Consider the following 25,520-nt stretch of genomic DNA (forward strand, 5'->3'; position numbering starts at 1 on the left):
ACGATAATCGTCGAATTCTACCGGTCCGGTGCACCGGCTAAGCATCCCCCGCCTGACGCAGGGGGAAATCATGCCGCGCAACACATGCCTTTCGACCGCCAGCCGGTCGCTGACCGATACATTCCGCAACACGCTTCTGGCCACCTGCGCCGGTCTGGCCTTCATGGCCCCGGCCCTGGCCGACACCGAAGGCGACCCGGCCGATGACGGCCCCATCGCCCGTGGCACACCGCCGGAAGGCGGTACCATCGTCTACACGACCTGGCAGCCCGAACGCCGGATCTGGATGGAATTCTACTGGGTGGTGCCGGAGGGCTATGGCGACGCCCATGGCGTGTGCCTGTCGCAGAGCTATTCCACCTTTTCCTCTGCCGAGCCGGAAGCCCGTGGCAGCCTGCGCAACCAGCCGCTCAGCTTTTGCAACCGCAATGAATACGGCGAGTTGGAGCCCGGCCGCGCGCCCTGGGACCGGGCGAACCGCCAGAGCGCCGAGGCCGAGCAAACAGGGTCGCGTTTCATGCTGGACAATGGCGGCCGCGACGGCGACCTCCATCCGGCCTGCCTTCTGCCCTGGAACTGGTTCAAATGCGTGGCCGATCCCGATGCCGCGTCGGCGGCCAGCGGGGCCGGCGCCAGCACACAGGCCGGCAGCCCCCTCGCCTTCGCCCGCGACATGCCCGTCGCGCCCCACATCATCGCCGGCCCGGACACCACGATCGACGGCATTGTCGACACGGAGAACCAGTTCTCCAACGTGGTGCTGATCACGGTCGAGACGACGAGCGGCGCCTCGGTGTGCACAGGCACGCTGATCAATCGCCGCCAGGTCCTCGCCGCCGCCCACTGCTTTGCCGGCGGCGATGTGACCCGTGTCGAGGTGTCCTTCGATCCGGAAGGCCAGACCGGCTATTTCGGCGCGATGAGCGTGACGATCCACGAGAGCTATGATCCCGATACGTTCGGCGCCGATGTCGCCGTGATCACGCTCGATACCGCCTCGCTGGCCGCCGATCCGGTCACGCTGGAAGGCTCGGACGGCGCCAACACTACGGCCGGCAGCCGTATCGTGCTCGCAGGCTATGGCAGTTTCGGCACAGGCGAGACCGGTCAGCTCTCGATCGACGGCCGCCGGCGCCATGGCGTCAACACGCTCGACCTGATCGGCACCTGGGGCGATTTCTTCAACGAGATCGGCGAACCCCTGCCGCCCATCCTGTCCGGCGAGCCCGGCAATTTCCTGTTCGTCGATTTCGACGGCCCGGGCGGGATCAACCTGCTGGGCGGCGGTGCCATCGATGGCGAGGTCTCCTCGGCCCAGGGCGATAGCGGCGGCCCGCTCTTTGCCGACACGGCCAACGGCCTGATCCAGATCGGTATCGTCTCCAACGGCAATAACCCTTACGGCCCGCTGGGCGGTTACGGCACCTGGGTCGCCTATATCCCGGTCGCCGAATATATCGACTGGATCGAGGGGCTCGATCCCTTTATCGAGCGCCACGCCCTGGCCGGCGACGGCTATTGGCACGACGCCGCGCACTGGGAGTATGGCGATATCCCGGAGAACGACCGCGCCGAACCGGGCACGACCGTCGTCACCGACGAATACATCGTGCCGGAAATCTACGAGGTCTATCTGGACGCGCCGGGCATCACCCGGGTCGCCCAGGACGAATACGTCGATGCGGTCTATGTCTTCGACGGCGCGACCCTGATCGTCGAGGAAGGCGGCCAGCTGGCGCTGGACACCGGGATCGGCATGACCGGCGGCGAAATCCGCATCGAGGGCGATGTCATCGGCCAGGCGCTGGAACTGCATGGCGGCCTGTTCGATATCGCCGAGACCGGCAGCTACACCGACTTCTCGCCCTATTATTCCGGCGGCATGAACCTGACCGGCGCAGCGGTGCGCATCGCCGGCGAGCTGGCCACCGACTGGTTGCACCAGACGGGCGGTTCGCTGTGGGTGGCCGAGACCGGCGTCTTCTTCGACTATCTGGGCACGATGGTCGAAGGCGGCTCGATCGGCATTGACGGGATTTTCGACACCGCCTCCTTCAACCAGTTCGGCGGCTATACCTCGATCTTCTCGAACGGCGTGCTCTACGACGCCTCCGGCTCGACCTTCATTGCCGACAGCGAGCTTTATGTCGGCGGCATACTGGACACGCTGGAACTGCTGATCGCCGACAGCACGGTCATGGGCGACGGCATCATCTACGCGCCCTTCGGCGTCTACCAGCTCGGCGGAACGCTGCTGCCCGGCTACAGCCTCGACCGCGACACGCCCGGCGGATCGCTGATCATCGAGGGCGATTATCTGGCAGACGATGTCCTCTTCGTCGTCTCCACCGACGGCACGGCGACCGATTATCTCCATGTGCTCGGTTCTGCGAATGTCGCCGGCGAGGTCTCGCTCTTCCTGCGCGGCAACGCCCCGCTCGTCCGCAACAGCCGTTTCACCTTCCTGGAGGCGGAAGGCGGTCTGACACTCGGCGATCTCACCGTTGCCGACCCGCAGCTCTCGCCCGTCCTCTCGCTCTCACTCGGTCAGACCGCAAACTCGGCCTATCTCCAGATCGATGCCCGCGCCTATGCCGCGTTCGCCCAGACCGACCAGCAGCGCGCGCTGGCCACGGCGCTCGACGCCGCCGCCGGCGACGATGTGCCGTCCGGCGACTTCGCCGATCTCGTCAACACGCTGGACTACATGCCCAGCGAGGATGCACTACGAACCGCGCTGCAGACCGCCAATCCGGGCGACACCTTCGCCATGGACCGGATGGGTGAAGGCCTGTCACGCGCCATGGGCGATGTCATCGCCGGGCGCATGGCGCTGTTCGCCGAAGGCCGTCATGGCGGCGGAATGGACATGGCCGGCACGGGCGGCAGCGCCATCCAGCTGGCCTCGTCCAATGCCGGCAGCGTCGAGGTGCTCACGGCGCTGCAGGCGGCCACACGGGCGGCAAGCTCCGGCCAGATGGACCGGATCAATGACCGCACGGGCGTCTATTTCTCCGTCGAGGGCGGCTGGGGCGAGACCGACCTGCCCAACGGCACCACGGATCTGGAAAGCCATCACATCGTCGCCGGGGTCGATTTCGAACCGGCCGAGAACTGGCTGATCGGCGCCAATGCCGGCTTCTCGGATTATTCCGCCCACAGCGCGACAACCCATGTGCAGGGCGAATCCGTGTCGCTGGCCGCCTATGCCGGTTATGCCGGGTCATGGCTCTATGGCAGCGCCTATATCGGCGCCAGCCGGCTCGACTACGACCTCACCCGCTCCATCCTGCTGGGCGCGGCGGAGATGCGGGCCACCGCCTCGACGGACGCGAACCAGTTCGATGCCGGCTTCGACATCGGTGCCGACCTGGTCGACGGCGCTGCGGTGTTCGGCCCGGTCCTGCGCCTGCGTCACGGCAATACCGATATCGACGGCTATAGCGAGACCGGTGCGGGCGTGTTCAACGCCACGCTGGCGGCGCGCGAAAACGACCGGACCCTGCTGGGCGCCGGCGGCCGTTTCGCCAGCGGCGGCAAGACCCGCTTCTTCGGCCAGCTGACCTGGGAACAGGATCTCTCCGAGGGCGACGGCCAGACCAGCGCCAGCCTCGCCGGCGCGCCCTCGGCCGGCTTTGCCGTGCTGGACGGCCATCATGATGACGGCTTTGCCTCGCTGGCCCTGGGCATCGATATCGATGCCTCCGACCGGGTCGCGATCTCGGCCCGCGCGCGCAGCGATTTCGGGCGCGACACGGATGAGGACACAGCCCTCAGCCTGGCGATCAACTGGCGTTTCTGACCGCGACGCCCTCGCGGACAGACGGAGCACGGTCCGGCATTGCCGGGCCGTGCTTTTTCGTGCGCAGCGGGATTATCGCCCCGGACGCGGGACATTTGTTCCAACTATCCCCCTAATCGCTCCGCCCGGCTCTGCCTATATCGGCGCCACGAACAGGAGGGCGCCATGCGCTGGACGGGATTAGTCTTGTCACTTGCCATTCTCGGGCTGACGGTCAGCCTGCTTTTTGCCACGGGGTTCACCTCGTCCGGGCACCTGACCGTGCGGTCGGCGCCGGACATGAAGGAAGCCGCCCTGGTGAAACCGGTTATGAGCTGACACGGGAGACGTGCAGATGGATATCGAAATCACGCTTGAGGAAGACGGCTCCAAGGGCCGCTATGTCGCGCATGTCGCCGGACAGGCGGACACCGGCGAGATGACCTTCAGCCGGATCAGCCCGACGCGGGTGATCGTCGATCACACCGGCGTTCCGGACAGTCTGAAAGGCATGGGTGTCGGCTCGGCCCTGGCGCGCCATGTCGTCGCGCAAGCACGCGAAAAGGGATTCACCATCGTGCCGCTCTGCCCCTTCCTGAAAGCCCAGGCCGAACGCCATCCCGACTGGGACGACGTCATCGAGGGCATGAAGCGCTAGTTGTCCTTCGCACCTCCCTCTCCCCGGGGAGCAGGGCTATCGCATATGGGCGATGGCGTTGAGGAGGTAGTCGTTTTCCCAGGCGCAACGTTTCATGCGTCTTCGTATGGATGTTTTGGGGTCGTCGATGCGCTGCAGGAGGCTCATGGCGAGGCGGGTGATGAGGGCGATATTGGCCGGGGCATGGTCTTTTCGGGCGCGTGATCCATCTTCGGCGAAGGTGACGTCGAGGCCCCAGTGGAGTGTGTTCTCGACCGACCAGTGGGCCCTGACCGTGGTCAGGACCTCGGCGGCGCCCATCGGCCGTGAGAGCAGGAAGAGCCGTGTCTGTGGCGGCGCGTCGTCACGCTGGCTGGTCACGCTTGCGACCGCGGCGAGGCCTTCAAAATCGTGTCGTTGCGCCATCGCTCCAGCGGCGACGACGACGGCGCGACGCTGCTCCCGGCGGCCATGGGCCATCTCGTCGGTGGCGGCCCGGTCTGCTTCATCACCGGCTGCGTCCAACAGGGCGCTGGCCTCCCGCTTGAGGCTTGGCCGATTGCCCTTGAGGCTCAGGGCATAATCGCCGCCCTTCGCCCGGATCGCCGCCGCCATGCGGCGATGGCAATGCAGCGCATCGGCGGTGACCGTGGCCCCGTCCAGATCGAGCAGGCCAATCAGCCGGATCGCCGTCTCCGCCTCGCCATCGCCCGCCGGGCCGGCCGTCAGGCACCCCAGCACCAGGCGCATGTCGGCCGCCCAGGCGCTGACCACGATCGGCGGCCAAGCCCGGCCGCCCGCATCATAGGCCCGCCGCATCGCCTTGCCGTCGATGGCCACCACCCCTTCGAGCGCTCCGGCAAAGCCGCGCGCGAAGGCCGCAAACGCCTCGGCGAACGCCGCCGGCTCGAGCAGGCGAAAGACCCGGCTGAACGTATCGTGGCTGGGCGGATCGAACGGCCCGATCACCTCTTCGAGCAGGGCCTGCTTGGAGCGCGCAAACTGGGCGTAGTCCGTCGCGCCTTGTGCGCCGCAAAGACTGGCGGCGAGCGCAATCAACAGCAGGTCACAAAGGCGATGACGGGCATTGGCCGCTCGCGGATCGGGAAGCTCGGAAAACATCGGCAGCACTCCAAAACAAGACACCAACCGAATCCGCAACACCAATCAACGCAACCTCAAATCTCATATGCGATTCCCCTGCTCTCCCAGGGGGAGAGGGATCGAGGGAGAGGGGGGAGACACCGGCCTTTGCGATCAACGCGCCAGCACTCGACTTTCCCCCTCATCCGCCCCTGCGGGGCACCTTCTCCCCGTGGGAGAAGGGGGAGCCGGGGCACAGGGTCGGGGAAAAGGGTGTGAGGAGGGCGGAACACGGCCACCCGCTTGGCGAGGCGGCCGTGTATGCGATCTTCGCCGCTATTCCGCGCTGGCGAGGGCGGCTTTCCTGGCGCCGGCGGCGAGGGTCTCGAAGACGAATTCCGAGGTCGAGCCGGACATGCGCAGCACCTGGGTGGGCAGATTGTTGGAGATCAGCACCAGGTCGGGCTTGCCGTCATTGATCACGTTCTGGCCGCCGATCCACCAGTTATTGGTGGAGGAATAGGAACCCTGGGCCAAATAGAGCGTGATCGGCGCCGCATTGGAGAAGGCCACGGTGACGCCGAACATGAAGTTCAGCTCGTCCGGCGTGCCGCCGCCGCCCTTGGGGGCGTATTCATGATACTCGCCGCCGGCCAGGCTGTTGAATTTCTGGGCCACGGCGTCGGATTTCTTGCGGCCGCAATTGACCGTGATCTCCCAGACGCCCTTGCCCTTGTTCTTGGCCGTCGGGCCTGACTCATAGGGCTGTCCGTCGGTGATCACGAAGGTACCGTCGATATAGCTGATGCTCTCGATCTGGTCGGATTCGAGGGTCACGGTGTTGGAATGGGAAGAAGTCATCTCGTTCGCCTTTTCATTTCTGACAGTCAGAAGAGGGGGAATGCGAACTACACACCCGGAGCGGGCCGGGTTGCATGATGCTACTATAAATTATTCCCGTTCACAACGAATCACGCGTCAGCAATAGACGACATTCACCGCGAGACCGCCTTTCGAGGTCTCCTTGTACTTTTCCTGCATGTCCTCGCCGGTCTGGCGCATCGTCTCGATGACCTGGTCGAGCGAGACTTTCATGTCGGCGGAGGTGGCGCGCAGGGCAAGGCGCGCCGCGTCGATCGCCTTGATGGCGCCGATGGCATTGCGCTCGATACAGGGGATCTGCACCAGACCGCCGACCGGATCGCAGGTCAGGCCCAGATTGTGCTCCATGCCGATCTCGGCGGCATCCTCGATCTGGTGATTATTGGCGCCCATGGCGGCGGCCAGCGCCGCAGCCGCCATCGAACAGGCCACGCCGACCTCGCCCTGACAGCCGGCCTCGGCGCCGGAGATCGAGGCATTCTTCTTGTAGAGCGAGCCGATCGCGGCGGCGGTCAGGAAGAAGCGCTGCAGCGCCTCCTCGTCGTCGGGATCGCGGTGATACTTGTCGAAATAGCGCGCCACGGCGGGGATGATGCCGGCTGCGCCATTGGTCGGTGCGGTGACGACGCGGCCGCCGGCGGCGTTTTCCTCGTTCACCGCCATCGCCCACAGATTGATCCAGTCCATCGGGGCGAGGGGATCCTGTTCCGGGCTGACCGGATTGGCCAGGATATCGCGATGCATTTTGGGCGCGCGCCGCTTGACGCCCAGCCCGCCGGGCAGCACGCCGTCCTCGGTGAGGCCGCGATCGATACAATCCTCCATCGCCCGCCACAGGCCCTCAATGCCGGCGCGGATCGTGTCCTCGGGCAGGAAGGTGCGCTCGTTTGCCAGCATGATGCGGTGGATGGACAGGCCTTCGCGTTCGCCGATCTCCAGCAGCTCGGCCGCGGAGTTGAAGGGGAAGGGTTCGCCCTCCTTTACGTCAGCCGCGGAATTGCGCCCGGCCTCGTGCTCGTCGATCACGAAACCGCCGCCGATCGAATACCAGATCTCCTCGCGCACGACATCGCCATGCTGGTCATAGGCAAAGAATTTCAGCGCGTTGGAGTGGAAGGGCAGGCGCACATCGCCGCGAAAATCCAGATCGGCCTTTTCCTCGAAAGCGATTTGCTGGCCATTGGCCAGTTTCAGCGTCTTCTCGCTGCGGATACGGGCCAGCCGGTCCGGAATCGTGTCCGGATTGATCTTGGCCGGATCGCTGCCCTCAAGGCCCAGCAACACGGCCGTATCGGTGCCATGGCCCAGACCGGTCAGGGCGAGCGAACCGTAGAGCTCGGTTTTCAGGCGCGCGACAGACGCGCCATCAGCCAGACAGCGCTCGACAAAGATTCTCGCCGCCTTCATCGGCCCGACCGTGTGCGAGCTGGAGGGACCGACACCGATCTTGAACAGGTCGAAGACACCGAAATGCATGGCGCGAACTCCTTGAAACCGCTGCGGGGTTGATCAGCGGCGCGACGCGAAACTAGTCGGCCTGACGAGCACGCGAAACCCCGTTTCGCCATTGCCGCAATGTGCGGTCAGGCCGGTGCCAGGGTGCGTTCGCAGATTTCGCGGATCTCGGCGAGCCAGAGGGCCTCGTCGGTCTTCACCGGGTCGGCCAGCAGGCGATAGCGCATGGCGCTCCAGACCAGGAAGATCAGCATGCGCACGCGCTCCGGCGCCGGCTGCGGCACCAGATCCTCCCAGCCCGCCACGGCATCGCACCACACATCGGCCAGCGCGTCGAAGGAGCGCTGATGGTGTTCCGGCGCCGCAATCTGGGCTTCCAGATAGTGCATGTCGGTGTCGAAGAAGGCCGCATCGCCATCGGCGGCGCAGGTGATCGCCACCATGCGGGCCAGTTGCTCGCGCCAGGGACCGTGTCCGGCCTCGACGATCTGTTCGCGGATCCGTGCGCGCAAACCGTCCATCACATGGCGGACATAGCCGGAGTGCAGCGCCGCCTTGTTGGGGAAATACTCGTAGATCGTGCCGATGGCGAAACCGGATTCATCCGCCAGCGCCCGCATGGTCAGCGCCTCCGGACCGTCACGCCGCCAAATCCGAACATAGGCGTCATAGATCGCCTGGACGGTGAAGCGGGCCCGCGCCTGGACCGGGCGTTTTCGCGGGCGGGGCAGGGCATCTGCCGACGGCGTGCGCGCGGTCGAGAAATCCGAACCCCGTACGGGCCGCGACCTGCTATCACTCATGGCACATCTTCCACTTCCCGACCGGCAGGACCGATATGAGCGAGTATACCCGTCTTCTCACCGACAAGGGCGATCTTGGCAGCACCCGTCTGGAAACCGGTCCCGCACCGCAGGCCGGGCCGGGCGAGATCGTGCTGAAACTCGACCGTTTCTCGCTGACGACCAACAATATCACCTATGCCGCCTTCGGCGACGCCATGCAGTACTGGCATTTCTTCCCGACCGGCCAGGAGGGCTGGGGCCATATGCCGGTCTGGGGTTTTGCCGATATCGTCGCTTCGGATATCCCCGGTCTGGAAGCCGGCGAGCGCTTCTATGGCTATTTCCCGATCGCCAGCCATGTCGTGATGAAGCCGGAGCGGATTTCCGAGCGCGGCTTCTATGACGGCGCCGATCACCGCCAGGCGCTGGTCTCGGCCTATAACCAGTATACGCGCTGCAGCGCCGATACCGTTTATGCGCCGGAGCGCGAGGCCTTCCAGGCGCTCTACCGGCCGCTCTTCATCACCTCTTTCATGCTGGCCGACTATCTCGTCGACAATGATTTCTTCGGCGCGCGCCAGCTGATCATCTCAAGCGCCTCGAGCAAGACCGCCTATGGCACCGCCTTCTGCCTCGGCGCCGACCGCATCCCGGCGACCGGTCTGACCTCGCCGCGCAATGCGGCCTATGTCGAAGGGCTGGGCTGTTATGACGGCGTGGTGGCCTATGGCGATGTCGAAAGCCTCGATGCTGGCATACCGGCCATCTATGTCGACTTTTCCGGCGATAACGGGCTGCGCGAACGCATCCACCGGCATTTCGGCGACAATCTCGTGCATGACTGTTTTGCCGGCTCGGCCGCCAATACCGATTTCATCGGCGAGCAGGATCTGCCCGGGCCCAAGCCGGTCTTCTATTTCGCACCCAACCAGATCAAGAAGCGCAACAAGGACTGGGGACCCGCCGAGGTTACCCGCCGCTACAACCAGGCCGAATCCGACTTCTTCGCCCATCTCGACAGCGCCAGCCCGGCCTGGGTCAGCCTCGATGAAGCCAGCGGTTTTGCCGGCGCCCAGGCCGTCATTGCCGATCTTGCTGCCAATGGCGGCGATCCGGCGGTCGGCCATGTGATTGCGCTGTAGTGTGTTCCTGCCCCTCGATGGGGCAGGGGGACCGCGCCGAAGGCGTGGTGGATGGGGTGGGGGCAAGGTGCCTGCCATTTCGCACCTGGAAGGCTCACACCGGGCTTCACCCCTTCCGACCCGAGGCTGCGCCTCGGCCCACCTTCCCCATCGAGGGGAAGGACGATGGGAACAGCAGCTTATCCCCGCCTAGGTCACGGCAGCACGGGCGTGGAAGTGCGGCTTATCCCACGCCTGCGTGGCCATGATATCCTGCAGAATTTCAACGGCCTGCCACACATCCTCGTAGCTGACATAAAGCGGGGTGAAGCCGAAACGCATGATGCCCGGATCGCGGTAATCGCCGATCACACCGCGATCGATCAGCGCCTGGACGATCGGATAGCCGTGTTCATGGGTGAAGGAGACCTGGCTGCCGCGGATCGAGGCGTCGCGCGGGCTGGCCAGCGTGAAGCCGTGCCCGGCCAGACGCGCTTCGATCTGCTCGATGAAAAGGTCACACAATGCAACAGATTTGGTGCGGATATGGGTCATCTGTGTATCCGCAAAGATGTCCAGACCGCACTCCAATGAGGCCATTGCGAGGATGCTCGGCGAGGAACATCTGAACCGGTCGATGCCGGCAGCCGGCTCATATATGTCATTGAAATCAAATGGCCTTGCATGCCCAAGCCAGCCACTGAGCACCGGCATGACGCGGTCCTGGTGACGCTCGGCGACGAAAATGAAAGCCGGGGCACCCGGTCCGCCATTGAGATATTTATAGCCGCAGCCCACCGCGAAATCGGCATTGCAGCCATTCAGATCGATCGGCAGGGCGCCGGCCGAATGGCACAGATCCCAGATCACCAGCACGCCCTTGTCCTGGGCCGCGCGCGTGATTGCCTGCATGTCGTGCAGATAGCCGGTCTTGTAGTGGGCCTGGGTGATCAGCAGCGCCGCGACCGTCTCGTCGAGCGCATCGACCAGGTCCTCTGTCGCAACCAGCCTGTGTTCCACCCGGCCGCCGGAGGCCGCGGCCAGACCCTGCATCATGTAGACATTGGTCGGGAAATTGCCGGTCTCGGACAGGATGACGGACCGTTCGGGCTGCAATTGAATACAGGCCGACAGCGCCTTGAAAATATTGATGGACGTCGAATCGGCGACAACGACCTCCTCCGGCTTCGCCCCGATCAGCGGGGCCAACTTGCCGCCCAGCCGGCGCGGCATGTCCATCCAGTGATTGGTGTTCCAGGAGCGGATCAGGTCCTGGCCCCATTCGCGTTCGACCACATCGGCCATCCGCGCCGCGGCCGTCTTGGGCCGGGCGCCCAGCGAATTGCCATCCAGATAGATCACCCCGTCGGGCAGGTCGAACCGGTCGCGGAAACTGCGCAGCGGGTCGGCGGCATCGAGGGCGCGGACGTCTTCGAGCGTTTTCATGTGAGGCCTCGTGAAGCTTCAGAGCGTGGTGCGCACGGTCCAGATTTCCGGGAAGAAGCGCAGGTCCAGCGCCTTGACGAGATAGGACACACCCGACGTGCCGCCGGTGCCCTTGCGATAGCCGATAATGCGCTCGACCGTCTTCATGTGGTTGAAGCGCCATTGCTGGAACTTGTGCTCCAGATCGACCAGCTTCTCGCCCAGCTCATAGGCTTCCCAATGGGTCTCGCTGTCGCGATAGATGGTGCGCCAGACATCCTCGACCGCTTCGGACGGCGCATAGGGCTGTGTCCAGTCACGCTCGACCAGCTCGGCCGGAATGGCATAGCCGCGGCGGGCGAGCAGGCGCAGGGTCTCGTCCCACAGGCTAGGCAGTTCCAGCGCCCGCGTCACCATCTTGTGGGCCGGCGGATTGTGCTTGTGCACGCGGGCGAGGGCGGCGTTCTTGTTGCCCAGCCGGTATTCCAGCGTGCGGTACTGGAAGGACTGGAAGCCCGAGCTCTGGCCCAGCGCATCGCGGAAGGCGAGATAGTCGGCCGGGGTCATGGTGGAGAGCACGTCCCAGGCATGGATCAGCTGTTCCTGGATCCGGCTGACGCGGGCAAACATCTTCAGCGCCGGCCCGACCTCGTCACGCTGCAGATGGGCGATCCCGCCCTCGGTCTCGTGCAGCACCAGCTTCATCCACAGCTCGCCGACCTGGTGGATGACGATGAACAGCATCTCGTCATGCTCTTCGGTCAGGCATTTCTGCGAGGTGAGGAGTCGCTCCAGCCCCAGATATCCGCCATAGGACATGGCGTCCTTGAAGTCCCAGTGGATGTCCTCGCCGGACACGTCCACGCTGGACGAGAATTGCTCGCTCATTCTGCCTCTCCCGCGGATCGTTTCGGGCGGATCGGGCCGCCGTCTTGTTCGTGTTGCCCCGGTCTAGCCTGCTTCGCCGCCAACCGCGAGCCGCGCTTGAAGCGGGGTGCGGGTGTGGCTAGCGTCTGCGCGCATCATGCCGGGGGAGACAGCCATGCTTGCCGAAGTCAGCGAACAGACCGTGTGGGACGTGATCGGGCTCTATCTGCAGCTGGGCTATACCCACATCCTGCCCAAGGGGCTGGACCATATCCTGTTCGTCCTGGCGCTGTTTTTCGCCTCGACCCGCCTGAAGCCGCTGGTCTGGCAGATCTCGGCCTTCACGGTGGCCCACACGCTGACCCTGGGCCTGGCAACGCTGGGCCTGGTGACACTGCCGGGTTCGATCGTCGAGCCGATCATCGCCCTGTCGATCGCCTTCGTCGCGGTGGAGAACCTGGTCTTCAAGGACATGACCCGCTGGCGGCCGCTGGTCGTCTTCATTTTCGGTCTCTTCCACGGGCTCGGCTTTGCCGGCGTGCTCTCCGAACTCGGCCTGCCCGCCGGACAACTGGTGCCGGCCCTCTTGAGCTTCAATGTCGGTGTGGAATTGGGACAGTTGACGATTGTGCTCGGCTGCTGGCTCGCGCTGCACCGCTTCCGCGACGCCACCTGGTATCCCTGGCTGGTGCGGATTGTGTCTGTCGGCATTGCACTGATCGCGCTCTGGTGGACGCTGGAGCGGACGGTGCTGGCCGCCGGCTAGCGCACATGAAAAGGGCGGCCCTCAAGCCGCCCTTCCAATCAGCTGAAAGACGGCGCTATTTCCCGCCTGGCGCGTAACCAAGCCGGATTTCGGAAATCCGCAGCGTGGTGTCCGCCCGGCCGGAGCTGTAGGTCCCGACATAGATGTCGTAGACGCCGCGCGTGCCGGCCGTGAAGCTGATACCGGCATCGGTACCGATGGCGTCGTCATTGCAGAACCACTGACCGTCCGGCGCATTGATCGCCAGCGTCGTGTCGGCATTGCCGTCGGTATAGATGTGCAGCGAGCCCGAGCCGTTATAGGTCAGCTGGACCGTCGGCGCGTAATCGACATAGCCGCGGCACTGGCTGGAAATCGCGTCGGCCGCGCGGATATTGCCGCCCGCCTGCAGGTGGATCTGTTCCGGATCCGGCAGGAAGCCGCCATTCAGGGTGACATTGTAGCGGGCCGGCGCCGAGATATCGACGCCGCTCGCGCTTTGCATGTTGAGGCCGCCGCGCACAGTGGCTTCGCCGAGCTCCGAAATGAACAGCGTGGCCGGAACGCCTGATCCCGATGAGTAGGTGCCGACCCAGATGTCATAGCGGCCCGACTGGGGCGTCTGCCAGTGGAGGAGGGGGTTGAACGGTGCATCGGCACCGTCATCGTCGCAATACCAGCGCCCGTCCGGCCCGTTCACCACCAGCGTGGTGTCGGACTCGGAGTCGACATTGATGAAGAGGTCCTGCGAACCGGCCGTGTAGTAGAGCGAGAAGTCCGGTGCATTGGCGATATAGCCGCGGCAGTTGGAAAACCGGTTCTGCGCCCGGATCGATCCGCCGGCGGTCAGGCGCCGCTCATACGGGTCGGGCAAAAAGCCGGAGGACAGGTTGATCGAACCGAAGGACGGCTGAAGCGAGTAGTCCTGGGCTGACACCACCGGCGTGAAGACCAGCGCGGCGGCGATTCCGGCGGCAGCCGGGCGAAGGAAATCCTGGAACATGAGCAACCCCCTGTCTGCTGTTGTAACAGGGTAGTCCGTCGCGCCTGCACGCGGCAATTGCAGAATGGTCAGTTGTGACAATTTGCCGATCTGCGAAACGGCCTTCCGGATACGAAAAAGGCGGCCCCGAAGGACCGCCTTTCCCGATTTGCAATGAAGCGGAGCCTACCAGCCGCAATTGCGGTCGGCATTTTCCTCTTCCAGATAGGTCATGAGCGGCTGGAAGTAGGAGATGATGGCCGAGCCATCCATCTCGCGGGTGCCGGTGAAGGCTTCCAGTGCGTCCGGCCAGGGCTGGGACGCGCCCATTTCCATCATCGCATTGAAGCGTGCGCCGACTTCCTCGTTTCCATAGATCGAGCAGCGGTGCAGCGGGCCTTCCCAACCGGCCATCTCGCAGGCCGCTTCGTGGAACTGGAACTGCATGATGAAGCTCAGGAAATACCGCAGATACGGCACATTGTTCGCAATGTGATATTTCGAGCCCGGATCGAAGGCGTCGCCCGGCCGGTCCGTCGGCGGCACAATGCCCTGATAGCTCTCGCGCAGCGCCCACCACTGCTCGTTATACTCTTCCGGCGTGATCTCGCCGCGCAGGACCTGCCAGCGCCACTGATCCATCATCACCGCGAAGGGCAGGAAGGCGATCTTGTCGAGCGCCGTATCCATCAGCAGTGACAGGTCGGCACTTTCGTCCGGCATGTCGGCCTCGTCGAGCAGACCGATCTGCACCAGATATTCCGGCGTCACGGACAGTGCGATGAAATCACCGATGGCTTCGTGGAAACCGTCATGGGCGCCGGTCTGGAACAGGACATCCTGTTCGTTGTAGGCGCGCTGGTAGAAATTGTGGCCGAGCTCGTGGTGCACGGTGACGAAGTCGTCGCCATTGACGCGGGTGCACATCTTGATGCGCAGATCGTCTTCGTAATCCATGTTCCAGGCCGAGGCGTGGCAGGCCACCTGGCGGTCACGCGGCTGGGTGATCAGCGAGCGTTCCCAGAAGGTGTCGGGCAGCGGTTCCATGCCCAGCGAGGTGAAGAAGCTTTCCGCCGTTTCCACCATCTGGTGCTGGTCATAGCCGGCCTCGACGAGCAGGTCGTCGAGATTATAGGCCGGGCCGCTCTCGCTGACCGAGGCCACATCGCTGAGCGACGCCCAGGACTGGGCCCACATATTGCCCAGAAGGTCGGCCCGGATCGGGCCTTCGGCTGCCTGGATCTCGTCGCCATAGAGTTCGTTCAGATTGGCGCGAACATGGCAGTGCAGCTGCTGGTAAAGCGGCTCCACCTGGCCCCACAGGCGCTCGACTTCCGCTTCCATCTCGTCAGCCGGCATGTCGTAATTGGACAGCCACATCTGGGCGAGGTTGTCGAAGCCCAGGTCGCGCGCGCCCTGATTGGCGATCTCGACCATCTCGGCATAGTCCGTCGACATCTGTTCGGGATCGTAGGCGCGGCGCCAGCCATCCCAGACATGTGCCAGGAATTCCGGGTCGCGGCTGGTCCGCATGATGTTTTCCAGCTCGTTGTGGTCGACCATCTCGCCGTCGATTTCCATCAGGCCGGACGAGTAGGACGAGCCCATGCGCGTCGTCAGCTCGGACAGGCGCGCTGCCGCTGCGCTGTCGGCCGGGGCGGGCAGGGTGATGCCGGCGCGCAGGAAGTTCATTTTCCGCGCCATCGTCTCGGGCAGATCGAGATCGGCATAGCGGGCCGTCTCGCCGGCGGCCGCGACGGACATTTCCGTGGCCTGCGTCGACATGCGTTCGAGCAGCCAGTTGGTGTCGTAGGTGATGAAGTTGTTCTGGACCCAGGCCGTGCGCGAAGCGAATTCGCCGAATTCGCGCATCTCAGCCTCGGTCTCGGCCAGGAAGGCTTCGGCGTCGGCGACGGTCACATCGCCGGTCTCAGCGCCCCCGGCGCCGGAGGCCGCGCTGCCTGTCTCGCTTGCAGCCGGTTCGCTGGCATCCGGCACGGAGCCGAAGCCCGGTGCGAAATAATAGACGCCGGCGCCGGCCAGAATGGCGCCGATCGCGACGCCGCCCAGTAGTGCTCTCATTGGTCTCTCCCCTTCATGCCCGGAACGGGCGATTTGCTTACCCGCGCCCATCCTCGACTTATCGGCTTGCGGGTCAAGCGCCGCGCGCCGAGGCAGCCTGCCGCATGACGCGCTCCATGCCGTCGAGAAAGGCGGATCTGTCCTTCGGTCCGAACGGACGGGCGCCGCTGGTCACGGTTCCCGCCTCGCGCAGATCGCTCATCAGGTTCCGCGTCGCCAAAGAGGCACCGATATTGTCCACGGTCCAGAGCTTGCCGCGCGGATCGATCCCAATGGCCCCCGCCTTGATGCAGCGGTCGGCGAGGGGGATGTCGGCCGTCACGAAGACATCGCCCGGACCGATCTGTTCGGCGATCCAGTTGTCCGCGGCGTCGAGGCCTTCATTGACGATCACCAGCCGCGCCCATTGGGAGTTGGGCCGGCGCAGCCCGCCATCGCACACGAACAGCATTTCGGTGCGGTGGCGTTCACCGACCCGGATGATCTCGTCCTTCACCGGACAGGCATCGGCATCGACATAGATGGTCACCGCAGGCGATCCACCAGGGCCAGCATGGCGTCGAGATTGGCCGCGCCCAGCTTGCGGCAGCGCTCCGGCGACCAGCCATGCTCGCTGTCCGGCAGGTCGGCATTGTCCTTGAAGGGCATTTCCAGCGTCATCGCCAGGCAACGGAATTCGTTGGCAAGATAATTGGTGCAGACGGACAGGTTTGCGGTCCCCGGCGCGTCGACGGCATAGCCATGTGCGGTCTGGAAGTCCGGGCTCGCCGTCTTCAGCGCCGCCTTGTAGGCGTCCAGCAATTCCTGGCCCTTCGCGTCGAAATTCGGCGCGCCTTCGCCGCCAGCGATGAAGTTATAGGGCAGGGCCTCGTCGCCATGGACATCGAGGGCGAGGTCGATCCCGGTCTCGCGCATGTGGTTGAGCACATGGAAGACCTCGGGCGAGTTCTCGACGCTGGCCTTGTCCCATTCGCGATTGAGATTGACGCCTTTGGCATTGGTGCGCAGGTGCCCGCGTTTACTGCCATCCGGGTTCATATTCGGAACGATGTGGAAAACGGCGCGGTCTCGCAGGACACGGGCGACCGGATCCTCATCGTCGAGCAGGCGGCCGATAAACCCTTCCATCCACCATTCCGCCATGGTCTCGCCGGGGTGCTGGCGGGCCGTGACCCAGATCGTGCGCTTGCCGCTGCCCGGCGTGCCGACGCGCAGGAGGTCTATCGCCTGACCGTCGAGGGTCTCGCCGAGGACTTCAAGATCGACATCGACATGGGTCTGCGCCCAGGCAATCAGGTTCTGGTGGCGCTCCATCGAGTAGGGCGCGAAATAGGCATACCAGACCGTGTCGCATTCCGGCGTGTGGCGCAGCGTCAGGACGCCGTCGGCATAATCGGTGTCGATCCGGAACCAGGTCTCCCGGTCATAGGATGCGCAGGCGCGATAGTCCGGCCAGCCTTCCAGATAGGCGGCCCCGCCGGCATTCTCGATCGCCATGGACAGCGCCGAGCCGCGCGCGCCGGTCACCCGGAAATGGAACCATTGATAGAAATCAGACCCGTTATCCTTGCGGATTTCCAGGCGGATGCGTTGCGGATCGGCGGCATCGAGAACCTCGATATTGCCGCTGTCGAAAGCGTCGGTGATGTGAAGGCTCATGGGGTCGTCTCCGGCAGCTCGCGAAAGGGTGACTGGCTTGTGAGGGAGATAGCCCATAATGCCCGTCCGAGATACGGGGCGGCGGCATGTGCCGGTTCGCCAGGAGCCTGGAGGCCTGAATGAAGACCTGGATCTGGCGGATCGTCACGATCGGACTGCCGCTTTTCGTCTGCGCGATCTTTCTCGATTCGCTGCGCTACAAATTCACCGATGCCGCGGAGACGCAGGTGATATTCGGCCTGCTCGACGATTGGGCGGCCAGCTGGGGCGCGGCGGGCCTGTTCGGCCATACCGGCCTGTTCAGCCAGTATGTGATCGGCTCGGCCGAGCTCGTCGCTTCGACGCTCCTGCTGACCGGTTTCCTGCCGGGACTGAAACGCCTGCAGGCGCTGGGCAGTCTTCTCGGTCTCGCCATCATGACCGGCGCGGTGAATTTCCATCTGTTCACGCCGTTGGGCATCGACCCGAACAATGATGGCGGCGGCTTGTTCGTGGCGGCCTGCCTGGTCTGGCTGTCCTGTCTTGCCTTGCTGGTGATCAACCGTCACGAGGCCGCAGGGCTGGGCCGCGATCTGTTGCGGGCACTGCGCACCAGCCGGTAGCCCAGCAGCAGGGCCAGAATGCCGCCATGGATCCAGGGCATCGGCTGATTGCCCTTTTCCATGAAACCGTGATGCAGCACGGCCAGGATCGCGATGGGATAGATCGCCCAGTGCAGCTGCTGCCAGCGCCGGGCACCCAGCCATCGCACCATCGCGTTGAACGAGGTGACGGCCAGCGGGATGAGGCCGACAAAGGCCGCCATGCCCAGCGTGATGTAGATCCGCTTGGCGACATCCTCCCACAGGTCCGCAAACATGCCGGAAACGCTCATATTCGCCGCGATCAGGAGATCGAGCCCCAGATAGGCGGCAACGTGCAGCAGGGCATACCAGAATGCCGCCAGCCCGATGCGCCGGCGCACCTTCATGACGGGTAGCCAGCGCGTGATATCCCGGAACGGCGTTACGGCCAGCGAGATCAGGAGGATCCGCAGCGCCGTATCGCCCAGGAAACGGTGCGTCGTCTCGATCGGATTGAAACCCAGCGCGTGCGGCTGGCCGTTGAGCAGCATCGCCCAATGCCAGCCCAGCCAGAGCCCGGGCAGGGCCAGCAGCCAGAAGGTGAGGGGTTTCAGCCAGTGACGGCCGAAACTGCGCAGAACGGCGCTCTTGGCCATGTTTCAGTGGTTCTCGATCAGATCCATGCCGGCATAGAGATGCGCGACCTGTTCGGAATAGCCGTTGAACATCTCCGTCTCGCGGCGATTGAACAGATTGCCGCCGATCACGCGTTCGGTCTGCTGGCTCCAGCGCGGATGGGCGCGGTTCGGATTGACGTTGGAATAGAAGCCATACTCGTTCGGCGCCGCCTTGTTCCAGGCCGTTTCGGGCTGCTGGGAGACAAAGCTGATCCGGGTGATCGACTTGATCGACTTGTAGCCATACTTCCACGGCACGACGAGCCGCACCGGAGCGCCATTCTGGTTGGGCAGGACATCGCCATAGAGGCCGACCGCCAGGAAGGCGAGCTCGTTCATCGCCTCATCCATGCGCAGGCCTTCGACATAGGGCCAGTCCAGCACCGGGAAGCGCGTACCGCGCATCTCGCGCCGGTCGAGATAGGTTTCGAAGGCGACATAGCGCGCGTCCGCGGTCGGTTCGAACTGCTGCAGCACGCTGGCCAGCGGCACGCCGATCCACGGGATCACCATCGACCAGGCCTCGACACAGCGCAGCCGGTAGATGCGTTCCTCAAGAGCGCCGAAATCGACGACGTCTTCCAGCGCGAAACGTCCCGTTCGTCCGGCATGCCCGTCGACCTCGATCGACCAGGGATCGACCGACATTTCATGCGCGTGGCGGGCAGGGTCCGACTTGTCGACGCCGAACTCGTAGAAATTATTGTAGCCGGTGACGGCATCGACGGGGGTGAGCGGATCGGGAACGCTGTAGCCGGTCTCGGCGTATTGCAGCCCGCCTGAAACCGGTGCCGGCTGACGGGCCGCGGCTGTGCTGGAAGCCGTGGTCGCAGCGCTCGTGGAGGCTTCGGTCTCCGCCCCGCCGCAACCGACCAGGCCGGTCACCGCAGCGGCGCCACCGGCCGCCATGATCTGCCGCCGGTTGATGTAGAGCGCACGCGGCGTCACGTCCGCTTCGCGCCCCTGCCAGGGTTTGGGTTTGCGATAGAAAAACATGGCTTCGGTCCACAGCTGGTGTTGTTGATCCTGATAATAGGGCGCAAACGCGCCGCGTCTTCCCGGTCCACGCGATCGTGATGAGGATGTCAGGCTGTCGTGCGGCCTGAATGCCGGATGGCTTGACGCCGGCACCGGCTTGAGACCAGTTGAAGGAGACAGCAGATCGATCGGTCCCATGCCCCGCCACACATCCCGCTCCGCCCTCAATGTCCGCAATGCCACCTTGCAGGACATTCCCGGCATCGTTGCCCTTTCCGGCAAGGTCTATCCCGTCATGGGGGCCTATTCGGAAAGCGAGATCCAGGGCCAGCTCATCAATTTTCCCGAAGGACAGGTCGTCGTCGAGTATGAGGGCGAGGTCGTCGGCTATGCCGCCAGTTTCATCATCGACGAAGCCGCTGCGCTGTCGCCGCACACCTGGGATGCGATCACGGGCAATGGCTATGCCTCGCGGCACAATCCCAAGGGTGACTGGCTCTATGGCATGGAAATCTGTGTCGATCCGGACCGCCGCCGCCTGCGCATCGGCCAGCGCCTCTATGATGCCCGGCGCGAACTGGCCGAGCGGATGGAGCTGAAGGGCATCGTGTTCGGCGGCCGGATGCCGCACTGGAAACGCCGCCGGAAACAGTATTCGACGCCCCGGGCCTATCTCGCCGCCGTGATGGCCCAGGAAGTCGCCGACCCGGTGATCCGTTTCCAGACCCGCATGGGGTTCGAGCCGATCGGTGTGCTCAAGGCCTATCTGCCGTCGGACCGGGAGTCGGGCGGCTATGCCACCCACATGGTCTGGCGCAATCCCTATGCGATCGAGCAGACCAAGAGCGACAGCGCGCCGCCGGGATCGAAGGACGTCGTGCGCGTCGCCACGGTCCAGTTCCAGCAGCGGCGCGTGTCGAGCTTCGAGGAATTCATCGGCAATATCGAATACTTCGTCTCGGTGACCTCGGATTATCGCTCCGACTTCGTTGTCTTCCCCGAGCTTTTCACCCTCCAGCTCCTCGCGCTGGAGGAGACGCGTCTGACGCATGCCCAGTCGATCGAACGGCTCACCGAGTACACGCCGCGCTTTGTCGAGGAAATGCGGCAGATGGCGATCAGCTACAACATCAACATCATCGGCGGCTCGCACCCGACACGTACAGATGACGGCGACATCCAGAATGTCGCCTATGTCTTCCTGCGCGACGGTTCCGTTCACGCCCAGGAGAAGATCCACCCGACACCGTCCGAACGTCACTGGTGGAATATCAAGGGTGGCGACCAGATCGGCACGATCCAGACCGATTGCGGCCCGGTGGGCATCCTGATCTGCTATGACAGCGAATTCCCCGAGCTCGCCCGCAAGCTGGCGGATGAAGGCGCGAAACTCTTCTTCGTACCGTTCTGCACCGATAACCGGCAGGGCTATATGCGGGTGCGTTACTGCTCCCAGGCCCGGGCCATCGAGAACCAGTGCTATGTCGTAATGTCCGGCAATGTGGGAAATCTGCCGGGTGTGGAAAACATGGACATCCAGTACGCCAAATCCTGCATCCTGACGCCGTGCGACTTCAACTTTGCCCGCGACGGGATCGCCGAGGAATGTTCGGAAAATGTCGAGACGGTGTCGATTGCCGATCTCGATCTGACCGATCTCGACTGGGCGCGCCAGGAAGGCACCGTCCGCAATCTGCGCGATCGCCGCTTCGACCTCTACGCCATTCGATGGAAGCGGTAGCCGTCCGCGAAGCCGGTCCGGGCGATCTCCCGGCAATCGACGCGATCGAAGCCGCCAGCTTCGACCGTGACCGCTTTCCGCGTCGCAACCTCGCCCGGATGCTGAAGGGTGGCCGGACCCGTTTTTTCCTGGCGGACGAAGGCGCCGGCTACCTGGCGCTGAGCCTGCGGCGCGGCGGCCGCACCGGGCGGATTTATTCGCTGGCGGTCCATCCCGACGCGCGCGGACGAGGGGCGGCGAGCGCCCTGATCGCCGCCGCGCGCAAGCTGGCTCTGTGTGAAGGACTGCGCGCGCTGCGCCTTGAGGTCAGGGAGAGCAATCCGGCTGCACGCCGGCTCTATGAACGCGAAGGATTTTGCTTGCGTGAGCGGCGTCCGGCCTATTACGAGGACGGCGAAGCGGCCCTGCAACTCGAAGCGCTCCTTGAACCTCTGGAGCCGGCACGGACCCGGGAGACACCGATCTCGTGAGCGACTGGCTCATTCTCGTCGAACACGCCACCGACGTGGCGCAGCACGAAACGCCGCACAAGGTTCTGCGTGTGCGGGACTATCTGGCGAACCCGCGGCTCTTCATGTCGCGCCGTCCCAACATCATCAACCTCGCCCGCTCCTATGCCTATCAGTCCAACGGCTACTACGCGTCGCTGCTGGCCGAGGCGCGCGGGCACCGGATCGTGCCGACGGCCCAGTCGATGGTCGAGCTGTCGCGCAAGACGCTCTACGCCCAGGCATTGCCGGAACTCGATGCGGCCCTGGCGCGGGAGACCGAAGGGCGGGATATCCCGGCCGGTTCGCTCCTTGTGGCTTTCGGACGTGTGCGTGAACCGGGACTGAAACGGTTCGGGCGCCTGCTGTTCGACTGGTTCCGGGTTCCCGTGCTTGAGGTGAGCCTCAATCCGGGCGGCCGGATCGAACGTATCCGTCCGGTCCCGCCCAACACGCTGAAAGGCGAGGCGCGGGACTTTTTCCTCGAGAGCCTGGATGCCCATACGGGCCGGGCCTGGACGGCCCAGAAGGACCGGGTGCCGGCGCGCTGGTCCCTGGCAGTACTGGCCGACCCAAAGGAAGCTCTGCCGCCCTCAAGCCCGGCCTCGCTGAAACGCCTCGCGGCGGTTGCTGCGAAAATGGGCGTTGAAGTTGCCCCCATCGGTCCCAACGACCTGTCCAGCCTGGCCGAATACGACGCGCTGTTTATCCGGGCGACGACGGCGATCGACAATTACACCTACCGGTTCGCACGGCGTGCAGAGCAGGAAGGCATGCCGGTCATCGATGACACGGCCTCAATGATCCGCTGCACCAACAAGGTCTTCCTGAAGGAGCTGATGGAGCTTGGCGGTGTGCCGTGTCCGCGCACCGAAGTGCTGGACGAAAACCAATCCCTGGACGGGCTGATCGAGCGGCTGGGCAGCCCGGTCGTGCTCAAGGCGCCGGATGGCTCCTTCAGCCGCTCTGTCCACAAGGTTTCGAGTGAAGCCGAGCTCAAGGAGCGCGCAAAAGCGCTGTTCAAGGACACGGCCCTGATCATCGCCCAGGAATACATGCCCACCGCCTATGACTGGCGCGTCGGCGTACTGGATGGCAAACCCCTCTATGCCTGCAAGTACAAGATGGCGCGCGGCCACTGGCAGATCATCAAGCATGGCGAGGGCGGCAAGGTCACCGAGGGAGGTTCGGAAACCGTCGCCGTGGAGGAGGCCCCGGCCGAGGTCATCGAGGTCGCGGTGAAGGCTGCGCGCATGATCGGGCAGGGGCTTTACGGCATCGACCTCAAGCAGAATGACCGCGGCGTCTTTGTCATCGAGGTCAATGACAATCCCAATCTCGACGGGGAGGTGGAAGGCCTGGTGCTGAAGGACGCGCTCTGGCAGTCCATCATCAGCTGGTTCGCAGACCGGCTGGAGCGCCGTATCGGCGGTGCACCGGGCCAGGCCGCACGGGACCCGGGGGCCTAGCCGTGCCTTACGAAGGTCACTGTCATTGCGGGCGCGTGGGCTGGACGCTGAACGCCGAGCCACAATGGCTGACCCGCTGCAACTGCTCCTATTGCCGGCGAAGCGGTGCGCTCTGGGCGCATGCGAGCCTGGCCGAGATCAGCGTGCATGGAAATCCCGCCGACAGGATCCGCTACACGCACGGCGAGGCAATGCTCGCCTTCGTGTCATGCCGGCATTGCGGCTGCACGACGCATTGGGAAAACCTGTCCGCGGGTTCCGGCGGCCAGAAGCCGGAAGAGACGCGTATGGCCGTCAACGCCGCCATGCTGGACCCTGACCAGATTTCGCATCTGCGGGTCCGGCACTTTGACGGCGCTGACAGCTGGGACTTCCTGGACTAGCGCTGCTTGTTAGTCCGCGGCGTCCTGGACGGCTTCACCCGCGTCCTCGACATCCTGTCCGGCACCACGAACAGTGTTGCAGGCGGCCAGCGAAAGCGTGGTCAGGGCAAGAAGAAGGCCGATCACAAGGTTTTTCATCGCAACAATCTCCATTTGCAGAACATGTGCAGGAGATACGCATAAGTGCAGGAAAGGGTTCCACACCCCATCCCAAAAACCGTGCGAAAACCGTATCGGCCTGCCGGCCGTGCCTAGTTCGAGGCGTCCTGGACGGCCTCGCCGGCGCGTTCGACATCCTGCCCGATCCCGCGGATCGTGTTGCAGGCAGCAAGCGAAAGGGCAGTCAGGGCGATCAGGACGCCGGTAGCAAGCTTTTTCACGGGACGATTTCCTCTTTGGAATACCCCGGGAGATTAGCATGTGCGGGCCGCTTGGGAAGCCGGATAGGCCCGGTTTCACGACGCGATGAAAATCTGGCCCTGCTGGCGCACGCGTGCGTCGGTCTCGCAACGGGAAAACCAGGCAAGCTCCGGGGCGCTGTCATCGAAACGCGGAGCAAAGCGGCGTCCGCCCGATCCTTCCAGGCTGCGAAGGTCGCAGCCGGAAAAACGCGCATGGGCGAGCTTGCAGTTCCGGAAGGACGCGCCGCGCAGGTCGGCGCCAGTAAAATCGGCATCGCGCAAGTCAGCGCCGTCAAAGACCGCTCCGATCAGCCGGGCGCCGGTGAACGGCACCCCGACAGCGCAACAGTTCCGGAAGGAGGCGCCGGCAAGGGCGGTTCCGGAAAAATCCCGGCCGCAAACCCGTAGGTCTTCACCGTCAAAGCGGGGGACTTCTCCCTCGCACCCATGTGTCAGCGTCCACAGATTGCCGGCCCGGATACGGTCCTGCAGGCCGGGCCGCGCGTCGTGCGCCTTCGATGTCGGATCCTGCAACGCGCCTGACAGCGCGTTGGCGTCCAGCCGGGTGTTCGCAAGGGCTACGCCAGTCATGATGGCACCGTCGAAACGGGCACCGAGAAGGTTGGCACCACTGAGATCGGCTTCCGACAGGATCGCGTCCGAAAAGTCAGCCCCCTGAAGCCGCGCACCATTGAGACGGGCGCCTTTCAGCGAGCAGTGTGAAAAATCCACGCTGGCGACCAGGCCGTCCGCTCCGTCATGCGTCTGGCGGTCACTGTGGACGATATGGCGAACGAAACGCTCTTCTTCGTCAATCCGGGCCAACTCCGCGCTCCGGAAATCGGCTTCGTCGAGCCGAGCGCCGTTGAGGCGCGTTCCCCGCAGGGATACGCCCCGGAGGTCGGCACGGGTCAGGTCGCTGCCCCGGAAGTCGCATTGCTCAAGCCGTGAGCAGTAGAACGACGCAAAGCGCAGGTCGCTTTCGGCAAAGCGGCCGCCCGAGAGGTCACAGCCAATAAACTGGATTCCCTCCAGTTTGCGGCGAAGCAGGCGCAGGTCACAAAGCGCGTCGAAGCGGAAGACGGTGCGGCATCCGCCCGGCACGCCCTGCGCGAAATCCTCGTGCGCTGCGATCAGCTCCTCGTTGGAGGTAAGCCCCATATCCCGTCAGTCCCGCGCTTGTGCAGCTGCCAGACATCCGCGGCCAAGCTTAAAACCGGGTCAAGTTCGGGCTGTTTCCTGCTGATATTGCGGCATAATTTATTACGGCGAGCGTGGGCCGGACGAACACGAACACCAGGCGGCAAAGCGCGCCG

The 25,520-nt window shown here is 64.4% G+C and carries 25 protein-coding genes; 10 read left to right on the forward strand and 15 right to left on the reverse strand.

Annotation, left to right across the window (positions count from 1 at the left end):
• Nucleotides 1-70 precede the first annotated feature (70 nt).
• The 3 genes from ABJO18_RS11775 to ABJO18_RS11785 all read left to right on the forward strand — a co-directional run bounded on the left by ABJO18_RS11775 (nucleotide 71) and on the right by ABJO18_RS11785 (nucleotide 4,439).
• Nucleotides 71-3,802, forward strand: coding sequence for an autotransporter domain-containing protein (locus ABJO18_RS11775; protein ID WP_348515923.1), 3,732 nt, complete (start codon nucleotides 71-73; stop codon nucleotides 3,800-3,802).
• 165 nt (nucleotides 3,803-3,967) lie between these two features.
• Nucleotides 3,968-4,120: a hypothetical protein gene (locus ABJO18_RS11780; protein WP_348506789.1), complete on the forward strand. Its 153-nt coding sequence runs from the start codon at nucleotides 3,968-3,970 to the stop codon at nucleotides 4,118-4,120.
• Between the two features lie 16 nt (nucleotides 4,121-4,136).
• Entirely contained in the window at nucleotides 4,137-4,439 is a 303-nt protein-coding gene (locus ABJO18_RS11785) for a GNAT family N-acetyltransferase (RefSeq protein ID WP_348506790.1), read from the forward strand.
• A gap of 36 nt (nucleotides 4,440-4,475) precedes the next feature.
• Here ABJO18_RS11785 and ABJO18_RS11790 read toward each other — a convergent pair whose 3' ends face one another.
• From ABJO18_RS11790 to ABJO18_RS11805, 4 genes are all read right to left on the reverse strand, one after another.
• A complete protein-coding gene (locus tag ABJO18_RS11790; RefSeq protein WP_348515924.1) occupies nucleotides 4,476-5,540 on the reverse strand; it encodes an ISAs1 family transposase in 1,065 nt (354 codons plus the stop codon).
• A 297-nt stretch (nucleotides 5,541-5,837) separates the two neighbouring features.
• A complete protein-coding gene (locus tag ABJO18_RS11795; RefSeq protein WP_348506687.1) occupies nucleotides 5,838-6,362 on the reverse strand; it encodes a hypothetical protein in 525 nt (174 codons plus the stop codon).
• Between the two features lie 117 nt (nucleotides 6,363-6,479).
• Complete coding sequence (locus ABJO18_RS11800; RefSeq protein WP_348506689.1) at nucleotides 6,480-7,859, reverse strand: L-serine ammonia-lyase; 1,380 nt, start codon at nucleotides 7,857-7,859, stop codon at nucleotides 6,480-6,482.
• A gap of 107 nt (nucleotides 7,860-7,966) precedes the next feature.
• Nucleotides 7,967-8,641, reverse strand: a complete 675-nt coding sequence (locus ABJO18_RS11805; protein ID WP_348506691.1) for a TetR/AcrR family transcriptional regulator — start codon at nucleotides 8,639-8,641, stop codon at nucleotides 7,967-7,969.
• Nucleotides 8,642-8,676: 35 nt separating this feature from the next.
• Between ABJO18_RS11805 and ABJO18_RS11810 the strand changes: the two genes are divergently transcribed.
• Nucleotides 8,677-9,765 (forward strand): DUF2855 family protein, encoded by a 1,089-nt coding sequence (locus tag ABJO18_RS11810; protein WP_348506693.1) that lies wholly within the window; start codon nucleotides 8,677-8,679, stop codon nucleotides 9,763-9,765.
• A 189-nt stretch (nucleotides 9,766-9,954) separates the two neighbouring features.
• Here ABJO18_RS11810 and kynU read toward each other — a convergent pair whose 3' ends face one another.
• Nucleotides 9,955-11,190 carry a kynureninase gene (gene kynU / locus ABJO18_RS11815; RefSeq protein ID WP_348506695.1) on the reverse strand — a complete coding sequence of 412 codons (1,236 nt, stop codon included), beginning with the start codon at nucleotides 11,188-11,190 and terminating at the stop codon, nucleotides 9,955-9,957.
• 18 nt (nucleotides 11,191-11,208) lie between these two features.
• Entirely contained in the window at nucleotides 11,209-12,057 is an 849-nt protein-coding gene (kynA, locus tag ABJO18_RS11820; protein ID WP_348506697.1) for a tryptophan 2,3-dioxygenase, read from the reverse strand.
• A 154-nt stretch (nucleotides 12,058-12,211) separates the two neighbouring features.
• On the opposite strand from kynA, the gene ABJO18_RS11825 reads away from it, so the two are divergent.
• The gene (locus ABJO18_RS11825; protein ID WP_348506699.1) at nucleotides 12,212-12,802 is read left to right on the forward strand and encodes a HupE/UreJ family protein; all 591 of its coding nucleotides are present in this window, start codon (nucleotides 12,212-12,214) and stop codon (nucleotides 12,800-12,802) included.
• 55 nt (nucleotides 12,803-12,857) lie between these two features.
• On the opposite strand, the gene ABJO18_RS11830 is transcribed toward ABJO18_RS11825, so the two are convergent.
• From ABJO18_RS11830 to ABJO18_RS11845, 4 genes are all read right to left on the reverse strand, one after another.
• Complete coding sequence (locus ABJO18_RS11830) at nucleotides 12,858-13,784, reverse strand: peptidase (protein ID WP_348506701.1); 927 nt, start codon at nucleotides 13,782-13,784, stop codon at nucleotides 12,858-12,860.
• 165 nt (nucleotides 13,785-13,949) lie between these two features.
• The gene (locus ABJO18_RS11835) at nucleotides 13,950-15,845 is read right to left on the reverse strand and encodes a M2 family metallopeptidase (RefSeq protein WP_348506702.1); all 1,896 of its coding nucleotides are present in this window, start codon (nucleotides 15,843-15,845) and stop codon (nucleotides 13,950-13,952) included.
• A 73-nt stretch (nucleotides 15,846-15,918) separates the two neighbouring features.
• Nucleotides 15,919-16,374, reverse strand: coding sequence for a YaiI/YqxD family protein (locus tag ABJO18_RS11840; RefSeq protein ID WP_271186606.1), 456 nt, complete (start codon nucleotides 16,372-16,374; stop codon nucleotides 15,919-15,921).
• Nucleotides 16,371-17,504 (reverse strand): M14-type cytosolic carboxypeptidase, encoded by a 1,134-nt coding sequence (locus ABJO18_RS11845; protein WP_348506705.1) that lies wholly within the window; start codon nucleotides 17,502-17,504, stop codon nucleotides 16,371-16,373. Before ABJO18_RS11845 ends, ABJO18_RS11840 begins: the two co-directional genes overlap by 4 nt.
• A 119-nt stretch (nucleotides 17,505-17,623) precedes the next feature.
• On the opposite strand from ABJO18_RS11845, the gene ABJO18_RS11850 reads away from it, so the two are divergent.
• Complete coding sequence (locus tag ABJO18_RS11850) at nucleotides 17,624-18,106, forward strand: hypothetical protein (RefSeq protein ID WP_348506707.1); 483 nt, start codon at nucleotides 17,624-17,626, stop codon at nucleotides 18,104-18,106.
• Here the strand turns inward: ABJO18_RS11850 and ABJO18_RS11855 are convergent.
• Nucleotides 18,049-18,723 (reverse strand): protein-methionine-sulfoxide reductase heme-binding subunit MsrQ, encoded by a 675-nt coding sequence (locus tag ABJO18_RS11855; RefSeq protein ID WP_348506708.1) that lies wholly within the window; start codon nucleotides 18,721-18,723, stop codon nucleotides 18,049-18,051. The genes ABJO18_RS11850 and ABJO18_RS11855 overlap by 58 nt on opposite strands.
• 3 nt (nucleotides 18,724-18,726) lie before the next feature.
• The gene (msrP, locus tag ABJO18_RS11860; protein WP_348506710.1) at nucleotides 18,727-19,740 is read right to left on the reverse strand and encodes a protein-methionine-sulfoxide reductase catalytic subunit MsrP; all 1,014 of its coding nucleotides are present in this window, start codon (nucleotides 19,738-19,740) and stop codon (nucleotides 18,727-18,729) included.
• Between the two features lie 178 nt (nucleotides 19,741-19,918).
• Between msrP and ABJO18_RS11865 the strand changes: the two genes are divergently transcribed.
• From ABJO18_RS11865 to ABJO18_RS11880, 4 genes are read left to right on the forward strand one after another with little or no spacing between them, the layout of a single operon-like run.
• The gene (locus ABJO18_RS11865) at nucleotides 19,919-21,463 is read left to right on the forward strand and encodes a GNAT family N-acetyltransferase (RefSeq protein ID WP_348506712.1); all 1,545 of its coding nucleotides are present in this window, start codon (nucleotides 19,919-19,921) and stop codon (nucleotides 21,461-21,463) included.
• Nucleotides 21,451-21,933 (forward strand): GNAT family N-acetyltransferase, encoded by a 483-nt coding sequence (locus tag ABJO18_RS11870; protein ID WP_348506714.1) that lies wholly within the window; start codon nucleotides 21,451-21,453, stop codon nucleotides 21,931-21,933. The genes ABJO18_RS11865 and ABJO18_RS11870 overlap by 13 nt, the downstream gene beginning before the upstream one ends.
• Nucleotides 21,930-23,420 (forward strand): RimK family protein, encoded by a 1,491-nt coding sequence (locus ABJO18_RS11875; protein ID WP_348506716.1) that lies wholly within the window; start codon nucleotides 21,930-21,932, stop codon nucleotides 23,418-23,420. The genes ABJO18_RS11870 and ABJO18_RS11875 overlap by 4 nt, the downstream gene beginning before the upstream one ends.
• Nucleotides 23,421-23,422: 2 nt before the next feature.
• Nucleotides 23,423-23,803: a GFA family protein gene (locus tag ABJO18_RS11880; protein ID WP_348506718.1), complete on the forward strand. Its 381-nt coding sequence runs from the start codon at nucleotides 23,423-23,425 to the stop codon at nucleotides 23,801-23,803.
• A 9-nt stretch (nucleotides 23,804-23,812) separates the two neighbouring features.
• Here ABJO18_RS11880 and ABJO18_RS11885 read toward each other — a convergent pair whose 3' ends face one another.
• From ABJO18_RS11885 to ABJO18_RS11895, 3 genes are all read right to left on the reverse strand, one after another.
• The gene (locus ABJO18_RS11885; RefSeq protein WP_271186615.1) at nucleotides 23,813-23,941 is read right to left on the reverse strand and encodes an entericidin A/B family lipoprotein; all 129 of its coding nucleotides are present in this window, start codon (nucleotides 23,939-23,941) and stop codon (nucleotides 23,813-23,815) included.
• Nucleotides 23,942-24,054: 113 nt separating this feature from the next.
• Nucleotides 24,055-24,183 carry an entericidin A/B family lipoprotein gene (locus ABJO18_RS11890; RefSeq protein ID WP_348506720.1) on the reverse strand — a complete coding sequence of 43 codons (129 nt, stop codon included), beginning with the start codon at nucleotides 24,181-24,183 and terminating at the stop codon, nucleotides 24,055-24,057.
• Nucleotides 24,184-24,258: 75 nt separating this feature from the next.
• Entirely contained in the window at nucleotides 24,259-25,365 is a 1,107-nt protein-coding gene (locus ABJO18_RS11895; protein ID WP_348506722.1) for a pentapeptide repeat-containing protein, read from the reverse strand.
• Between the last annotated feature and the right edge of the window lie 155 nt (nucleotides 25,366-25,520).

The sequence above is a fragment of the Maricaulis sp. genome (assembly GCF_039978735.1).
Taxonomy (GTDB): domain Bacteria; phylum Pseudomonadota; class Alphaproteobacteria; order Caulobacterales; family Maricaulaceae; genus Maricaulis.